Below are 17,167 nucleotides of genomic sequence, written 5' to 3' on the forward strand. Positions count from 1 at the left end.
GTTTAGCTTGATCTAGGGGGTCGTTATTTGAAGTTATTTATTATTGTATTTATTGCAATTTTTTTCCAGTATTGGTCTGATTTGTTTAATTGCACTGCTTAGAAATTTAAAAAATTCTTCGTCATCTGGAGAGCATGATTACTCATCTTCTTCAACACATCATAATAGTTATCATCATAGCTCTAGCCATTCAAATGATTGTTCATCATCTTCAGATTCGGGAGGATGTGATGGGGGCGGTGGAGGAGATTAAAAAAGCCCTTTTGTTCAAAGGGCTTTTGATTAATTTAAGGTAAGTCGAACCAAATAAATTGACTCTCTTCAGTTGCTTGGATCGTCGCTTTATCTTCAAATACAAAGGCATCACCCGCTTTGACTTCTTGATCACCGATATGAATTACACCTGAAATAACATGAACATAATTCACTTTTTTAACGGTATCTACACTTAACTCGTGTCCTTTTTCCAATACAGCCGACTTTATCTCTGCATTTTGACGAATATGCATTGGTGCATTTGCGTCGGGACCTGCAATTAAGTGCCATTTGTTCGGGGCTTTACGTGGGTCGAGACTAATTTGCTGGTAATTGGGCTCTGCATCTCTTACATCTGGATGAATCCAGATTTGTAATAAATGTACAGGTGTATCAGTGTTATTAATTTCACTGTGGGCAACCCCTGTGCCAGCACTCATGAGTTGCCATTCACCTGCTTTAATCTGGCCTTCATTTCCCATGGTGTCACGGTGTGAAATTGCACCATCTAACACACAGGTTAAGATTTCCATATTGTCATGTGAATGCGTACCGAAACCATTATGGGCATCAATCTTATCGTCATTAATAACTCGTAAAGTACTCACACCCATATATTTAGGGTTGTACCAGCTACCAAATGAAAAGCTATGATAAGACTCTAACCATCCCGCTTTAACGTGTCCACGATCTTCACTACGATGTACGTAAGCATTCATGATCTAATCTCCCAAATTTTTTATTTATCTCTTGAGAAATATCTTAACGTTCTATAAAGGTCAGAAAAATAGGCTACCTGCAACATGTCGTTGCATAATTGATATGATTGTAGTGTTTTTTATTTATCTATGCATTTTTGATGATTAAAAAAAACCTGCCGTGAAGGCAGGTTTTTTAAAGAATATTTTGATTACTCAAGGAACTTAACAGTTACGCCAGAGCGTACTTTACTTCCTAAATCATTTGCATCCCAGTTAGTCAAACGGATACAACCGTGTGATGCTGTTTTAGAAATTAAAGATGGATTTGGTGTTCCGTGAATACCAAAAGATTTTTTACTTAAACCAATCCAGATATTACCAACAGGGGCATTTGGGCCAGGTGGTAAAGAAAGAGGTTTTAAGTTTTTACCTTGTACAAAGTTTGAAGGTGAATAGCTATACCATGGGTTACGAGCCACACCAACTACCTTGTAAGTACCGGCCGGAGAAGGCGTATCAGTACTGCCAATTGTTGCAGGAAATGAGGCAATCATTTGGTTCCGGCTATTAAAGAGATACAATTGTTTTGCGCCTTTATGGGCAATAATCAAATGAATATCTTCTGGTAAATCATTGCGCACGTTTGGAACAATGATTTTTTCACCCGCTTTTTTGAATGTCGCAGTTGGGTTTAATTTCTTTAAGAAACCTTCATCAATATGAAACTTTTCACCCAACATTTCGCTAACACGGGTGTAGTACAAACCTTTCATTTTTGCTTGTAAAGCATAATCAGAAGGGATTGATTGGGCATAAGGACCTTTTAAGTCAGCATCAGAGATCGTGTATTCAATAAATGCTGGCTTAGTTTGTTTAGCAACTAACGTATCCCAAGTTTCTTTAGTCAGTTCACCAGTAGCTGATAAACCATTCATTTGCTGGAATGAAGAAATTGCTTTTAATGTGTTTTTACCACTCATGCCATCAATAGCGCCTGGCGATGCATGCGCATTATTTAGCATTACGTGTGCACGTGCATAGACTGGAAGTTGGCCTTTGCCAATATTCTCAGACCATTCTGCCGAGTTTAAGCTATCTAAAGTCCATGATGCAGCGGTAGTCGCTGGAGTCGTAGACGCAGCAGCACTTTTAGCAACAGCTGGTGTAGACGCAGCAATGCCTGACTCTGCATTTGGGTCTTCAGTTTTCTGTAAGTTTTGTAATGTTGTTGACGCTCGATTTAGGTCATTTTGTTCTTGAGCAGTAATTTGTGTTGGAGCTTGAGCTTGTACAGTTGAAGCTGCATCTACCGCAAGAGGATCAATCGGATCTTCTACAGGAGCTGATACCTTTTTAGGGGCCATTGGTTGCTCAGTTGTTGAAGCGGCAAAAGCAACATTAGCAATAATACAACTTAAACTCATAGCGAGTAATGAGCGAACAAACATGTAATTCAACCTTAAGAATTTTCATATAAGCAATAGGGGATTGATCTAATCTTAAAGTGCATAAAATTACCAATAACTCATCTCTATGAGTCCAAGATTAGTAATTTAATGATTAAAAGAATAGTAATAAACCCCATGTAACATGTTGCAAGTATTGCAGAAAACCTCGCAGCTTGCAGTAGACTTTTGTGTAAATATGCATTTTTTAGTAGATTGACAAGTTTTTTGTGTGAAATTGAAATTATAAAAATACCTTTGTTTTTGATATGATGCTGCCACATAAAGAAGATAGAGATTGGTAATGACGACTTTGAAAAATGATCGTTTCCTCCGTGCTTTGTTACGCGAACCTGTAGATACCACGCCGGTATGGATGATGCGTCAAGCAGGGCGTTATTTGCCTGAATATCGTGAAACACGTTCAAAAGCAGGTGACTTTCTATCCTTATGTAAAAATACAGAGTTTGCCTGTGAAGTCACTTTACAACCTTTGCGTCGCTATGATTTAGATGCAGCAATTTTATTTTCAGATATTTTAACAATTCCAGATGCATTAGGCTTAGGGCTTTACTTTGAAACAGGTGAAGGACCAAAGTTCCATAAAACAGTGCGTACCGAACAAGATGTGGCGAATTTACCAAAGCTAAATGCAAAATCAGACCTTGATTATGTCATGAACGCAGTGAGCACCATTCGCTCTGCATTAGGCGGTCAAGTTCCACTGATTGGTTTCTCTGGTAGCCCTTGGACTTTAGCAACTTATATGGTTGAGGGTGGTTCAAGTAAAGATTTCCGTTTTACCAAGCAAATGATGTATGCACAACCCGAAGTTTTGCATGCTTTGCTTGATCATTTAGCAGACTCAGTTATTGATTATTTAAATGCTCAGATTGATGCAGGCGCTCAGGCGATCCAAATCTTTGATAGCTGGGGCGGGGCATTGGCACATCGTGAATATGTCGAATTCTCTTTAAACTACATGAATAAAATCATTGCAGGTTTACAACGTGAGAAAGACGGTCGACGTATTCCGATCATTGTGTTCACTAAAGGCGGTGGGCAATGGTTAGAGCCAATGATTAGCACAGGCGCAGATGCATTAGGTTTAGATTGGACTACGCGGTTAGATACAGCCCGAACTACGGTGGCTGGACGCCTAGCTCTACAAGGAAATCTTGATCCGGCTGTTTTATATGGTTCGGCAGCTTCAATTGAAAAAGCAGTGAAAGCTATGTTGGATGATGCATACGCAAATGGTGAAAAGACGGGTTACATTGCTAACTTAGGTCATGGGATTACTCAGTGGGTAGACCCTGCACAACCAAAAATCTTTGTAGATACAGTGCATGAGTATAGCGCTAAATATCTAGGATAGTTTTTGTGCAATATCTAACTTTACCGTTTCAATTTATCGGCAAGGCTGTTTCGGCAGCCTTGTTTGGTATTTTGCTATTAATTGCTTTTGCTTTAACAGCACCGATGGGAAGCCATGAATATATGGGTTTTTATCGTTATGATTATTTACTCATATATGCAGTGTTAATCCAGATCTGCTTACTCTATTTAAAACTGGAGTCATGGGCCGAAGCTAAAGTCATTGCTTTATTTCACGTCATGGCGATGGTCATGGAAATATTTTTGACTCATCCTGCAATTGCTTCATGGCAATATCCGCAGCCCGCCGTATTTAAAATTTTAACTGTGCCTCTATTTGCAGGCTTCATGTATTCGGCCGTAGGTAGTTTCTTCGCCCGTTCAATACGACTGTTTCAAGTTTCTTTTGAAAAGCTTCCAAGTTTTGGAACTATGCTATTACTGGCATTTTTCTCATATATAAATTTTATGAGTAAGTTTTTTGTTCCCGATATTCGCTATATTTTATTTGCGATTAGTATTTTTATTTTCTGGAAAACAAAACTTTATTTTCAAATAAATAAACATAAATTTAAAATCCCGATGCTACCGATATTATTAACGCTCGCATTTATCATCTGGATTGCTGAAAATATAAGTACATTTTATAAAATTTGGCTTTATCCAAGTCAGGTTGATGCTTGGCATATGGTGGGGTGGGGCAAGCTAGGATCATGGTATTTATTATTACTTTTAAGCTTGGTATTGGTTCTTAAAATATTAGGTAATCGAGATAATCAAGGTAATTGGAATTTAAGGTAATTTTTTCTTTAGTACTTTTCATCATATTGTTTATTTTTTAATTGCTAAATCGTAGCCTTCTCGCTATCTTTAATATTGTGTAATAAAAATTACACATAACAATACAAGACATAAGAAACAATCAATAATGATTTTTGGAGATATACATCTATGTTAAAAAAAATAGCTTTAGCTGCATTGTTAGCAGCTGGTTCAAGTGTTGCAATGGCTGACAACGATGTGGGTTGTGGTGTGGGTACACAAGTATGGGCCGGCAAAAAAGGAGTAGCGCCTAAAATTCTTGCTGCAACAACAAACGGTATTTTTACTAACCAATTATTAGGGATCACTTTCGGTACTTTAGGCTGCCGTCAAGGCGGAACAGTAACAGCGCAAGTTGTAACATTTACAAATGAAAATGCAGAAGCTTTAGCACGTGATATGGCTGTAGGCCAAGGTGAAAGCCTGAACGTACTTGCTGAGTTAATGCAAATTAAACCTCAAGATAAAGACCGCTTCTTTAAAATCTCAAAAGCAAACTTTGGTGAAATCTATTCAGCAAATAATCAAAATACCCTTCAAGTATTAGCATCATTACAAACTGTAATGGCTAAAGACGACGTTTTAAAAGCTTACGTATAAGTTTGAAATTGAAAACCCTGTCGTATGGCAGGGTTTTTCTTATATTTAATGATAAAAATTGATGAACTTAATGAAGTCAGTTGTCTTAATTTTTGCCTCTTTGGCAGTGAATATTGCGTATTCAGCAGATATAAATCCATCTATTCAAAAATATTGGTCCATTGCAGAACAACAAAATCTAGATCAAGACATTACATGGCAAAGGCTCATGTATGCAAATAAAGACCATAAAAGTGACGTCACTTATTCTGGTTATTTCATGTCAGAAAATGGGAAAAATAATTTAAAAGAAGAACTGAAAGCTGATATCTCGGCATTATTTATGCCTGCTCAAGATAATCAGTCGATTCGCTGTAAGTTTCCGGCACGCAGTCAGTGGCTCATACAAAAAGTAGGTATTCAAGAAAATGAATTGCCTCAAGTAAAATGTTCAGAATTTGAAAACTGGATTGGACAGATTAAGCCTCATAAAGCGACATTAATTTACGCTACAGATTTTATGGGCAATCCTAGCTCTATGTTTGGCCATACGTTATTGCGTTTAGACCCAAAAGATCAGCAACAATTAAATCTAGTTTCTTATGCTGTAAATTATGCAGCAACTGTGGCAGGGAACGATAACTGGTCATATGCATGGAAAGGCTTAACGGGGCAATATCCGGGTGAATATTCACTTATGCCTTATTATCGTAAGGTAAAAGAATATGGTGATTTTGAAAGTCGTGACCTATGGGAATATGAGCTAAATTTAACCCCTGAAGAAACACGGTTTTTAGTCGCTCATATTTGGGAAATGCAGCATGTAAGTTTTCCTTATTATTTTGTGAGTGATAACTGCGCCTATCGATTATTAGGATTAGTCGACTTAGTGAAACCTGAGTCTAGTCTACAAGAGAAATTCACTCATGCTTCCATCCCGATGGAAACCATTAAATCGATGCAGCAGCAAGGGCTAACCAAAGCGCCTATATATCGACCTGCTTTAGAAACTCAACTATTGGCCCAAGCTCATCAACATGGTGCATCTTTAGCGAAGGTTGCACATCAAATTACGATGATGCCAATTAAGCAGTCTACAGAGGTTTTACAAACTTTTAGTGAGCAAGATCGGGCCAAAATTCTAGAGATGGCTTACGATGATTTATATCTTCAATTTACCAGCCGTCAAATAGAAGAAAGCATTGCTCAGCTGCAGTTGCGTCAACTTTTAGCGCTAAGAAGCCAGATTGATTTGGATAAACAGCGCCAAGAACCTAAACGACCAGAAAAAGAGCCAACTCAAGGCCATAATGCACGTAATATTTCAGTGAAAGCAGGTGAGGTTCAAGGTGATAAGTTTATCGAAATTGTTCATCGGCAAGCCTATCACGACTTAATAGATCCTCAAGGGGGATACCGTGCGGGGACTCAATTACTGTTTTTAAATGGTAATGCGCAGTGGCGAGATGATCATTTAAAGCTAGAACGTCTTGATCTGTTAGAAGTAAATTCCTATAACCCGATTCAACCTTTTAAAACACCTTTGAGTTGGGGATTTAATTTAGGTTGGCGTCAGGAAGCAATTCATGATGGAAATTTTAGTGAAGAAAAACATCATGGCGTAGCGAATTTTAATGCTCAGGTGGGCTACAGTTTTGCTGATTATGAGCGAAAGCATATTTGCTATGGGCAACTACAAAGCTACGTACAAACAAGTTCTAATCTAGATAAAGGGTGGCGTGTAGGAATGGGCCCGACCTTAGGTTGTATGAATCAGTGGTTTGACCGGTTTAACTCTGTCGTACAGATTGAATTGCCCTATTGGGAAGACCAAAATCAATGGAATTTGAGAGTAAATACCCAGTGGCAATATGTGATTAATAGCAATAATGCCGTTCGATTAAACTGGGATTATGAACAACAAAATCATCAAGACTGGATGAAATCTAGTTTAGGCTACGTTTGGTTTTTTTAAATAGTATTAAGTATAAGAAAAAAGAGAAATGATGTTATTCATTTCTCTTTTTTTGTTTTTAGAAAAGACGATTATTTCTTTATCGCATTCAATACAGCGTAAGCCGCTTTAATACGTTCTTCATTTGGAATGCGTTTATTGGTTAACATGACTAAGCCAATATTTTCTTTGGGAATAAACACGACATAAGTTCCAAATCCGTTAGTTGAACCCGTTTTATGGAATATTTTGATTGAAGGTTCTTTGGAAATGGCAGTCACTTTATTAGATTTCATCACAATTTGTTCAGAGTTACTGTCTAATAAAGTTTGTAAAGGGGCTGGATAAGAAAATTCTTCCCAACCTAATGCTTGATACATGGTGCCGATTTGATAAAAACCTTTATGAGTCTCATCAATTGCGCGTCGAATATCTGCTGGATATTTTTGTGGATTTAGATTGGCATCAATAAAGCTAAGCATGTCTGGTAATGTAGATTTAACCCCGTAGGCAGGGGCATCGAGTGGGCCTGGGGTAACTCGAATCGGCTGATTTTCTTGGTTATAGCCAAATGCATAGTTTTGCATCTGAATTTTAGGCACATTTACATAGCTATTTTTTAAGTGAAGAGACGGAAAAATTGTCTTTTCTAAAACCTGACTAAAAGGCTGATTCATCGATAAGCCTACAATTTTTCCAAATAAGCCAATACTTGGGTTTGAATATTGCCGATATTCACCGATTTGATTTTTAGGTTTCCATTCTTTGAAAAAAGTTAAAACTTGCTGGTCTGTTTGTACTTCATCTGGGAATTGTAAGCCAAGGTTGCCACTCGTATATGTAGCAAGTTGAAGTAGATTGACCTGATCAATAGGCGTGTTTTTTAGTTCTTTCCAGTATTTTCCTGGGGTGTCTTCAAAAGAGATTTTTCCTTTTGTTTTTGCATAGCCGCCTGCCGTCGCAGTAAATAATTTACTGACTGAACCTAGCTCAAAAATAGTACTACCATTTACAACTTTTTTATCTTGAATCGATTGTAGGCCATAATACATTTCATACTTTTTATTATTTTGGATGACACCAACCGCCATACCGGGCACGTCATATTTTTCTAATAATGGTTTAAAGTTTTGATCAACCAGTTTTTTAATTTCTTGCTCTTTTGGTGTATTGCCCGCATAAATTGAGGTATTAAAAATGAAAAGAGGCGGTAAAAGTAAGCAGGAAATTTTTTTAAATCGCATGATTAACTCATAAATTATTTAAAAATAAAGATGCGTACTTTTATAACAAAAATCACATAATTTAATTGTTATGTTTTATAGAATAAAAGCTGTATTTAGATATAAAAAAACCCAACTCAGTTGGGCTTTTAAATTTATTACTAAAAAGAATTTAGTAACTTTCAGGTACAGCACCTAAGAACTCACGGCGTGATTCTTTATCGGTTTTAAAGTCTCCGATAAATGAAACTGTACGAGTGGTTGACTCTTGTTTGCCTACACCACGCATCATCATGCACATATGTGCTGAATCGATGACTACAGCGACACCGCGAGCGCCCGTGACTTCAGCCACAGCTTCTGCAATTTGCTGAGTCAGGTTTTCCTGAATTTGCAAACGACGTGCAAACATTTCGGTAATACGTGCAAATTTCGATAAGCCAAGCACTTTACCTTCTGGTAGATAGGCAATATGAACTCGGCCATAGAATGGGAGGAGATGATGTTCGCAAAGCGAATAGAATTCAATATTCTTCACCAATACCATTTCATGGTTATCTGATGGGAAAACAGCATTATTGGTGACTTCTTCTAAAGTTTTACTATAGCCAGAAGTTAAATATGAAAAAGCTTTAGCCGCACGCACAGGCGTATCTTTAAGGCCGGGACGATCAAGATCTTCACCGACGGCAGTCAGAATATTTGCGTACGATTGCTGCATAGACATAAGAATGTTCACTTACACTGGTTGAACAAAACGGCATTCTATCAGAAAACTATAAAAAGTCTGAATTCTGTAGAAAATGCCGCTTTATTGTTGGTACTTGGGATTTTTTTCTGCGCGTTTAAGCAGTACGAGAACGGCACCTGTGCCGCCTTGATTTTCAGGTGCGCTCACAAAAGCTAAAACATCGCGGTGCTGGCGCAACCACCCGTTAACATAGGTTTTTAAAACTGCTTCAGGACCTTTGCCGTGTACGATCTTGATGACATTTTGATTTTCATCTTTTGCCATCTGGATAACTTGTAAAACCGCGTCACGTGCTTGTTCAATCGTACAGCCGTGTAAATCTACTGCTTCAAACCAGCGCATTTTTCCAGCTTTTAAGTCTTCGAAAACTTTATGCTGAAGTGTGGCAATGCGATAGCTTAGCGTTGCTTGACTCGCGACAGGGTTTAGAGCGGCTTGAGTGTCTGATAACTCGGCATGCTCAGTGTCACGGGCACCTTCGGCAGCTGCACGTTTAGCTAATGTTTGAGCATCAACTTTTTTGACACGAGGTGGTCTGACATCAGCAACATTACTATTGTTGATGGGCTTAACACCTGCAACAGCTTGTTGAAACAGATTTGTATCTTCCAATTCTTCAGAAACAGCCTGAGATTTTTTAGTCTCAGGCTGATTTGCGATTTTGCTTGAATGAGGATTGGAGATTTGCTTTTTAAATTGCTTCAATAACTTTTGTTGCTCTTTAGAAAGCGTTGAATCTTTATTACTCATATATCTTCATTAAACCGTTTGAGGTTGTCCAAAAAGGGCGGTAAAGGCTTGATCTGGTCTTGGCTGTTTCATAAAACTTTCGCCAACCAAGAATGTGTGAATATCGTGCTCTTGCATCATACGAACATCATCTGGAGTGGCAATACCACTTTCAGTCACAAGTAAACGTGAAGATGAAAGCAAGTTTTTCAAACGAATAGATGTCTTTAAATCTACATCAAAGGTTTTTAAATTACGGTTATTCACGCCTAATAAACATTGCTCAGATAACTTTAAAGCACGTTCCAGTTCTTCTTCATCATGAACTTCAACCAATACATCAAGTTGATGTTCAAAAGCAGTTTTAGACATTTCTTCAAGTTGTTGATCTGACAAAGATGCAACAATCAATAAAATACAGTCAGCATGTAAAGCACGCGCTTCAACTACATTATATGGATCGATCAGAAAGTCTTTACGCAAAGCTGGTAACGCACAGTGGCTTCGAGCAATGGCAATATTTTCATCCGCACCCTGAAAAAAATCAACATCAGTCAAAACAGATAAACATGCTGCTCCAGCTTGTTCGTACTGCTCGGCAATTTCAGCAGGATTAAAATCTGCACGAATAATGCCTTTTGATGGAGATGCTTTTTTAATTTCAGCAATCACGGCAGGGCGTTTGTGCTGTAAAGCTTTTGCAAATCCTCGTACAGGAGTCGCAGCTTTAGCAAGTTCTTCAACGTCTTGCAAATTACGTTGTTTTAAACGCGCAGCAAGTTCCTCATGTTTACGGTCAACAATTTTACCTAAAATGGTATTTTGAATATTAATCATGAGAAGTCCTTAATCTGCCTGACATTGTTTTAATGTTTTAGTAAATTCTGCCAAAACACTCATTTTCTCTAATGCTTGTCCGCCATAGATAATATCTTGAGCGAATGTAACAGCTTGAGCATAGGTTTTGGTAATGCCTGAGACATAAATACCTGCACCTGCATTGAGAGCAATCATATTTGCTGCTTTTTCGCCAATGTCAGATTTATTTTTACCTAGTGCATCTTTAATCAGCTTTAAGCTTGCTGCGGCATCTGCTACCACTAAACCATTTAAGGTTTGTGATTCAATGCCGACATCTTCTGGATTAAGCGTCCATTCGGTAATTTCGCCATCTTTAAGCTCTGCAACAGCAGTAGGGGCAGCAAGGCTGATTTCATCAAGTCCATCTCTTGAATGAACTACCATGACATGCTCAGCACCAAGTTGCTTCATAACCTCGGCAATAGGACGGCAAAGTTCATCTGAAAATACCCCAATAACAAAACGTTTTACACCAGCCGGATTCGTAAGCGGGCCGAGTAAATTGAAAATGCTGCGAACACCAAGCTCACGACGTGGGCCTACAGCATATTTCATTGCTTTGTGGTGGTTTGGAGCAAATAAAAAGCCTACACCCATCTCACGAATGCAGCGCTCAGTTTGTTGCATATCTAAATCAAGGTTAATACCTGCTTGTTCAAGTAGGTCAGATGAACCAGATTTACTTGAAACACCTCGGTTACCATGCTTTGCAATGGTTGCACCCGCTGCTGCAATCACAAAGCTTGAAGCCGTAGAGACGTTAAATAAATTTTGCCCATCACCGCCAGTACCGACAATATCAACTAAATATTTGATATCACTGACATCAATTTTAATAGCGAATTCACGCATAACACGTGCGGCAGCAGTAATTTCGTCAATACTTTCACCTTTCATGCGAAGGCCCATCATCAAAGCACCAATTTGTGCTTCGGTTGCCTCACCTTGCATGATGCTGCGCATAATGTCTTCCATTTGCGGCTGAGTCAGGTGAATATTTTTTGTAATATGGTTAAGTGCTTGTTGAATGTTCATAAATATCACTTATGCATAAATATCTAAAAAGTTTTTAAAGATTTGATGACCATGTTGGCTCAAGATTGATTCTGGATGGAACTGCACACCTTCAACAGGCAATGTCTTATGTTTAACACCCATAATTTCTTCCATTGAGCCATCTGCTTCATTGGTCCAGCACGTTACTTCAAGGCAATCAGGCAGCGTTTGCTGATCAATAACCAAAGAGTGATAACGAGTTGCCGAGAATGGGCTAGGGAGATTACTGAAAATACCTTTATCACTATGGTACATATCAGATAAACGTCCGTGCATAACCGTTTTGGCTCTTACAATGTTTCCGCCAAAAGCTTGCCCAATACTTTGATGCCCTAAACACACGCCAAGCAAAGGAATTTTTCCGGCAAAGTGATTAATTGCAGGAATTGAAATACCTGCTTCACTTGGAGAGCAAGGGCCTGGACCAATAACCAGATATTTAGGTTGCCATCGTTCAATATCCTCTAATGTGACTTGATCATTGCGAACAACTTTTACTTCCTGATCCAACTCGCCAAAGTACTGGACGATGTTGTAGGTAAAAGAGTCGTAATTGTCGATCATTAGAAGCATGATGAACTTAACCTCATAATAATTAATATATATTTAATAAATGACTAGAGTAGTTACTCACATTAATACTCACTTTTAGAAAGAACTTCTTGGTTAAAAAATAAAAAGCCGCTATCTAAGCGGCTAATGTACCAGAATTTGCTTTACTTGTAATAACTTCATGCTTTATTACTAGCAAAACCATATCAATAATTATAAGTCGATGTATTTCTTAAACTAAAAAAGAGGGGAGTAAAGCGGTAATTTAATTTGAAATTGTCTTTGTATCAAGGGGCAAAAGTTGCCACACAAAGTTTTCTTGATTAAGTGGAGTAAAGCCTATTTTTTTATAGAGACCAGAGGCTGTACTGGTAAGTAACATAATTCTGCGAAGTTTTAGAGACTCCAAGTGTTCTAAACAACATTTCATTAACCATCGCCCTAACCCCATTTTTTGAAACTCATCAATTACAAAAACATCTTTTACATAAGCAAAGGTTGCATAATCTGTAATGATACGAGCAAGGCCAATTTGTCGGTTGTTCGGATCATATAAACCAAAGCATAAGCTATGTTGTATAGCAGTTTGCGTTGTTTCTAAATCAATCCCTTTTGCCCATTTTGAATGGTGTAGAAATGAATGAATAACTTCTATGTTGAGTTTAGAGGGATCTGTAGAAACAGTATAATGATCATCACGTGAGGCTACGAAATTGGATACCTGCATAGGGAAACCCTTTAATTCAAAAAATATTGAATACGGTTAAAAATAGCATAGTGCGTACAAGGTTTTCTTCAAAGCTACCTTTTTATAGTTACCATTATGTTTCTTAATCACTCATAAAAATTAAAAAATTTTTGATGGCTAATAGTTGATGAAATATCGATGAAAAAGTCCGATTAGCTTTATGAGTTTGATAAATTCAATTTTTACGTAATTAGAAAAAAATAAGAAGCTATTTATTCGTTAGAAATTTGCTGAAACCAATCAGCTTTGATACACCTTAATCTGTTTAAAAATAGTGATAACTACAATTAAGGCAGAATAAGATTTTCATTAGAAATAAAAATTATTCTGCCTGAGTCAAAAGAGAAGATTAAATCGCACGAGTGTTGTAAATCAGCCAGTCTAAAACCTCGCCAGACAAATGTTCAGCTAGTCTTTCTTGAACCATTTGGTGATAGGTATTTAGCCAGTCTTTCTCTTCATTATTGAGCATATCAACAACGATACAATCTAAATGAATTGGACAAAGCGTGAGTGTTTCAAACTCTAAAAATTCACCGTAAGTTTTTTCAAACCCAGAGTGAAGACGGTTTGCCACCAGATTCTCAATGCGAATACCATATTGTCCTTCATGATAAAGACCAGGTTCATTGGAAAGAATCATTCCCTCACGTAATTTGCTGTGGGCATGTATAGGTGCGTAATAAGAGAGAACTTGAGGTCCTTCATGAACATTAAGAGCAAAACCTACGCCGTGTCCTGTTCCATGGCGATAATCTAGACCATATTGCCATAAGGTATGTCGACAAATTGAATCGAGTAGCGGTGCAGCTAAACCTTCTGGATAAATAGTTTTTGCCAAAGTAATATGACATTTTAAAACCAAGGTATAGTCACGTTTTTGTTGAGATGTTGGCACCCCCACTGGAACTACACGAGTAATATCCGTTGTACCATCAACATATTGCCCACCTGAGTCAATCAGCAATAACCCATCGCCTTCAATAAATGAATAGTGCTCCTCAGTTGCGCGGTAGTGAGGTAGAGCGCCATTGGCATTAAAGCCGGAAATAGTTGAAAAACTTGGTCCTATAAATCCGTCTTGCTGAGCGCGGTAGGCAGTAATCTTCTCATCTATTGTCAGTTCTGAAATGCGTTCACCATGATGAAGTGCTTTTTCCAACCAATGGAAAAAGTGGCAAAGCGCGACCCCATCTTTAATCATTGCATGACGGATATGAGCAATTTCGCTTTCATGCTTACGCGATTTAAAAAGTGTACTTGGGTTGATGTCGTATACAACTTGAATATCTTTTGCGATGGCTTGTTCATGAAAAATCGATACTTTGGCCGGATCTAAAAGCACAGATGGATCAGAAATATTTGCTAAAAACTTAGCCGTATCTTTGTAATCAACAATTTCAATACCATCGGCTGCCAAAGCTTGCTGAATGCTTATATCAACTTTGTCCGCATCAATGAAAAGAACAGCTTGATTTTTACTAATATATAAATGAGACAGGAATACAGGGTTATATTCCACATCTTGTCCACGTGCATTTAGGACCCATGCAATATCATCTAAAGATGAAATGAAATGCCCCGAAATATTCTTGCTATGTAAAGTCTCACGAATAGCCTGAATTTTTTCTTTACGAGATAGCGTATTTAGCCCTTCAGGCATTAAATGGATTTTTTCAGATGGTAGTTCTGGACGGTCTAACCAAATCTCTCCGATTAAATCTTGCTGGGTCTTGAGTTTATAATTATTAAGTCTTGCAGTATGTTCGAGCGCCTTAAATTGCTGAATCGATAAGGTATGTCCATTTACCGCAATGACTGATTCTGGTTGTAGATTTTTTTCAATCCAAGCGAGATGCATTGAAGACTCATCACTGGTCAGCTTTTGAAGATTAAAGCCAGTTCTAACAAGTTGTTGCTCAGCTTGTACCCAATAGCGACCATCTGCCCATAGACCTGCAAAGTTTTGAGTGACTACGAGCGTACCAACAGAACCACTAAAACCACTGAGCCATTGTCTTGCTTTCCAGTAATCCGGTAAATATTCTGACATATGTGGATCAGCGCTCATCACAACCAAAGCATGAACCTGCTGATTGCGCATGAGTTCACGAAGTTTCTCAAGTTTTTCTGGAACAGTTAAATCGGTCATATAGTTTCCAAGTCAGGTTGAACTTTACTGGTACTTTTGTTCATTAATCTATAAATAGGTTTCTTTAATAAAAATAACACGATTGCGCCAACTACTAGTGCCAAAACACATCTCATAAAGAGGGTAGGTAAATGATTAATACCATCTGCCGATACGTGCCCGCCAATTAAACCAGCTATGAGATTACCTAAAGCTGAGCCAGTAAACCACAGACCCATAATTTGACCGCGTATGACATCGGGGGCAAGTTTAGTCATGGTAGATAAACCAATGGGGCTTAAGCAAAGTTCGCCTATGGTAAGTAAAAATAATGTACCGACTAACCAAAATGGTGAAACTAAGCCACCAGCAATGGCGAAACGACTGGCAAAAGACATAAGTAGAAAGCCGCCCGCTGCTAGTAAAAGCGCGATAATAAATTTACTGATATAACTTGGGTCTTTATTCGATTTACCTAGCTTCGCCCATAACCATGCTGCAATTGGGGCAAAAATAATAATAAAAAGTGCATTGATGGATTGGAACCATACTGCCGGAATTTCAAATCCGAAAACAATACGGTCCGTATAATCTTGAGCAAATAGGTTAAAAGATGTTGGTTTTTGCTCAAAGGCAGACCAAAATAGCGCAGAGGTCGCTAATAAAACAAAGCAAATAATAATTTTAAATTTTTCATGTTGTTCTAAGCCAAGGAAAAATAATAAATAGATAAAATAAGCGATAATTCCAATGCATATTCCAACTGTTAAATAAGTGGCTACTGCGACTGGATTGATATGAATAACGCCAAAGAAAGTAAGAGCAATAACGACTGCAACACTGAATAAAAATGAGAAAGCAATTTTTGGGGCATTTTTATTTTCTACAACGGGCTTATTCCAGTTGTCATTTTGTTGGCGCAATTGATTGAAAGACTGTAGTTGTGGAATTGCTAATGCACGGAAAATGAGTAAGGCAACCAACATTCCAAGACCGCCAATCCCAAAACCCAGATGCCAGCCATGATCGCGAGCCAATATACCTGTAATAAGCGGGGCAATAAACGACCCCATATTAATCCCCATATAAAAAATGGAGAAACCGGCATCACGTCTATTATCTTGGGCTTTATATAACGTTCCGACAATTACTGAAATACAGGTTTTAAATAACCCCGAACCAATAACAATAAGAACTAAACCGAAATAAAAAAAGAATTGATCAAAGATAGGAGTAAGTGCAATCGATAAATGACCTAATGCAATAATGAGGGAGCCATACCAGACAGATCGTGCCTGACCTAACCAGTTGTCGGCAATCCAACCGCCTAAAACGGTCATTAAATACATAGAGCCAGCAAATAACCCAACAATTGCTGCTGCGGTAGGGCGGTCAAGACCTAAACCACCGTCATTGACCATCGCAACCATGTAAAGAACCAACAAAGGACGAATTCCATAGTAAGAAAACCGTTCCCACAGTTCAGTAAAAAATAAAGTTTTTAAGGGTTTTGGATGGCCGAAAAAAGCTGTGTCGCATTGTTTGAGTTCATGCTTCATTTCAAATCCTTTGAACATATTTGTAGTTAAATAAACCAAACTTTTAGTTTGTTTAATTATAAAAAAAAGTTATGTTTTATTTTTTAGATTTTTTTAAATTGAAAAGCAAGTTTGTCATGTATAAAAAAGGTATATAACAAATGGTAAAAAATTCCCTTCAGTCTCTGGGTGCACCAAAGCTGATCAAAATTTGCCTTGCGGTAGAGAGCTTCGTAAGAGAAAGAAAAATAATTTTATAAAACTTCCATATTTTAATAGGGGGATATGACGCAATAGATGGCTTTTTAAGCTTTCGAGAACTATTATTTAAGGCGATATTTATATTTAAACCTTTTTTGCAAAGGCAGAGGAGATTGGTGTTCTCAGCTAAAGGTTAAAATTTCATAAGTCATCATTTATTATTTTCATTCTTTGTAATAAGAAT

General features: G+C 37.8%; 15 protein-coding genes. 4 read left to right on the forward strand and 11 right to left on the reverse strand.

Going from position 1 to position 17,167, the window contains the following annotated elements:
- Positions 1–287: 287 nt before the first annotated feature.
- Positions 288–974 carry a pirin family protein gene (locus AC2117_RS05315; protein ID WP_133972410.1) on the reverse strand — a complete coding sequence of 229 codons (687 nt, stop codon included), beginning with the start codon at positions 972–974 and terminating at the stop codon, positions 288–290.
- 191 nt (positions 975–1,165) lie between these two features.
- On the reverse strand, positions 1,166–2,404 hold the full coding sequence (locus tag AC2117_RS05320; RefSeq protein ID WP_133972412.1) for a L,D-transpeptidase family protein: 1,239 nt from the start codon (positions 2,402–2,404) through the stop codon (positions 1,166–1,168).
- A gap of 301 nt (positions 2,405–2,705) precedes the next feature.
- On the opposite strand from AC2117_RS05320, the gene hemE reads away from it, so the two are divergent.
- The 4 genes from hemE (at position 2,706) to AC2117_RS05345 (ending at position 7,154) form a co-directional block, all read left to right on the forward strand.
- On the forward strand, positions 2,706–3,779 hold the full coding sequence (gene hemE, locus AC2117_RS05330) for a uroporphyrinogen decarboxylase (RefSeq protein ID WP_133972416.1): 1,074 nt from the start codon (positions 2,706–2,708) through the stop codon (positions 3,777–3,779).
- Positions 3,780–3,784: 5 nt separating this feature from the next.
- Positions 3,785–4,579 (forward strand): DUF817 family protein, encoded by a 795-nt coding sequence (locus tag AC2117_RS05335; RefSeq protein WP_133972418.1) that lies wholly within the window; start codon positions 3,785–3,787, stop codon positions 4,577–4,579.
- A gap of 150 nt (positions 4,580–4,729) precedes the next feature.
- On the forward strand, positions 4,730–5,200 hold the full coding sequence (locus AC2117_RS05340) for a DUF3015 family protein (protein ID WP_133972420.1): 471 nt from the start codon (positions 4,730–4,732) through the stop codon (positions 5,198–5,200).
- Between the two features lie 61 nt (positions 5,201–5,261).
- Positions 5,262–7,154 (forward strand): DUF4105 domain-containing protein, encoded by a 1,893-nt coding sequence (locus AC2117_RS05345; RefSeq protein WP_133972422.1) that lies wholly within the window; start codon positions 5,262–5,264, stop codon positions 7,152–7,154.
- Positions 7,155–7,225: 71 nt separating this feature from the next.
- Here AC2117_RS05345 and AC2117_RS05350 read toward each other — a convergent pair whose 3' ends face one another.
- The 9 genes from AC2117_RS05350 to AC2117_RS05390 form a co-directional block, all read right to left on the reverse strand.
- On the reverse strand, positions 7,226–8,377 hold the full coding sequence (locus AC2117_RS05350) for an extended-spectrum class C beta-lactamase ADC-194 (RefSeq protein ID WP_133972424.1): 1,152 nt from the start codon (positions 8,375–8,377) through the stop codon (positions 7,226–7,228).
- Between the two features lie 151 nt (positions 8,378–8,528).
- On the reverse strand, positions 8,529–9,077 hold the full coding sequence (gene folE, locus AC2117_RS05355; RefSeq protein ID WP_171253694.1) for a GTP cyclohydrolase I FolE: 549 nt from the start codon (positions 9,075–9,077) through the stop codon (positions 8,529–8,531).
- A 90-nt stretch (positions 9,078–9,167) separates the two neighbouring features.
- Entirely contained in the window at positions 9,168–9,857 is a 690-nt protein-coding gene (locus AC2117_RS05360) for a Smr/MutS family protein (protein WP_133972426.1), read from the reverse strand.
- A gap of 9 nt (positions 9,858–9,866) precedes the next feature.
- Positions 9,867–10,673 (reverse strand): indole-3-glycerol phosphate synthase TrpC, encoded by an 807-nt coding sequence (trpC, locus tag AC2117_RS05365; protein WP_133972428.1) that lies wholly within the window; start codon positions 10,671–10,673, stop codon positions 9,867–9,869.
- A gap of 9 nt (positions 10,674–10,682) precedes the next feature.
- Positions 10,683–11,732: an anthranilate phosphoribosyltransferase gene (gene trpD / locus AC2117_RS05370; RefSeq protein ID WP_133972430.1), complete on the reverse strand. Its 1,050-nt coding sequence runs from the start codon at positions 11,730–11,732 to the stop codon at positions 10,683–10,685.
- Between the two features lie 9 nt (positions 11,733–11,741).
- Positions 11,742–12,326 (reverse strand): anthranilate synthase component II, encoded by a 585-nt coding sequence (locus tag AC2117_RS05375; protein ID WP_133972432.1) that lies wholly within the window; start codon positions 12,324–12,326, stop codon positions 11,742–11,744.
- 244 nt (positions 12,327–12,570) lie between these two features.
- A complete protein-coding gene (locus AC2117_RS05380; RefSeq protein ID WP_133972434.1) occupies positions 12,571–13,032 on the reverse strand; it encodes a GNAT family N-acetyltransferase in 462 nt (153 codons plus the stop codon).
- Positions 13,033–13,402: 370 nt separating this feature from the next.
- Positions 13,403–15,205, reverse strand: coding sequence for an aminopeptidase P family protein (locus AC2117_RS05385; RefSeq protein ID WP_133972436.1), 1,803 nt, complete (start codon positions 15,203–15,205; stop codon positions 13,403–13,405).
- The gene (locus AC2117_RS05390; RefSeq protein WP_133972438.1) at positions 15,202–16,761 is read right to left on the reverse strand and encodes a peptide MFS transporter; all 1,560 of its coding nucleotides are present in this window, start codon (positions 16,759–16,761) and stop codon (positions 15,202–15,204) included. The genes AC2117_RS05385 and AC2117_RS05390 overlap by 4 nt, the downstream gene beginning before the upstream one ends.
- Positions 16,762–17,167 lie beyond the last annotated feature (406 nt).

The sequence above is a fragment of the Acinetobacter calcoaceticus genome, assembly GCF_900520355.1.
Taxonomy (GTDB): domain Bacteria; phylum Pseudomonadota; class Gammaproteobacteria; order Pseudomonadales; family Moraxellaceae; genus Acinetobacter; species Acinetobacter calcoaceticus_C.

Coding starts and splice junctions, on each gene's coding strand:
- folE (WP_171253694.1), bottom strand. CDS start 9,077: ATGCAGCAATCGTACGCAAATATTCTGACTGCCGTCGGTGAAGATCTT.
- AC2117_RS05360 (WP_133972426.1), bottom strand. CDS start 9,857: ATGAGTAATAAAGATTCAACGCTTTCTAAAGAGCAACAAAAGTTATTG.
- AC2117_RS05350 (WP_133972424.1), bottom strand. CDS start 8,377: ATGCGATTTAAAAAAATTTCCTGCTTACTTTTACCGCCTCTTTTCATT.
- AC2117_RS05340 (WP_133972420.1), top strand. CDS start 4,730: ATGTTAAAAAAAATAGCTTTAGCTGCATTGTTAGCAGCTGGTTCAAGT.
- hemE (WP_133972416.1), top strand. CDS start 2,706: ATGACGACTTTGAAAAATGATCGTTTCCTCCGTGCTTTGTTACGCGAA.
- AC2117_RS05320 (WP_133972412.1), bottom strand. CDS start 2,404: ATGTTTGTTCGCTCATTACTCGCTATGAGTTTAAGTTGTATTATTGCT.
- AC2117_RS05380 (WP_133972434.1), bottom strand. CDS start 13,032: ATGCAGGTATCCAATTTCGTAGCCTCACGTGATGATCATTATACTGTT.
- AC2117_RS05390 (WP_133972438.1), bottom strand. CDS start 16,761: ATGTTCAAAGGATTTGAAATGAAGCATGAACTCAAACAATGCGACACA.
- AC2117_RS05345 (WP_133972422.1), top strand. CDS start 5,262: ATGAACTTAATGAAGTCAGTTGTCTTAATTTTTGCCTCTTTGGCAGTG.
- AC2117_RS05315 (WP_133972410.1), bottom strand. CDS start 974: ATGAATGCTTACGTACATCGTAGTGAAGATCGTGGACACGTTAAAGCG.
- trpD (WP_133972430.1), bottom strand. CDS start 11,732: ATGAACATTCAACAAGCACTTAACCATATTACAAAAAATATTCACCTG.
- trpC (WP_133972428.1), bottom strand. CDS start 10,673: ATGATTAATATTCAAAATACCATTTTAGGTAAAATTGTTGACCGTAAA.
- AC2117_RS05375 (WP_133972432.1), bottom strand. CDS start 12,326: ATGCTTCTAATGATCGACAATTACGACTCTTTTACCTACAACATCGTC.
- AC2117_RS05385 (WP_133972436.1), bottom strand. CDS start 15,205: ATGACCGATTTAACTGTTCCAGAAAAACTTGAGAAACTTCGTGAACTC.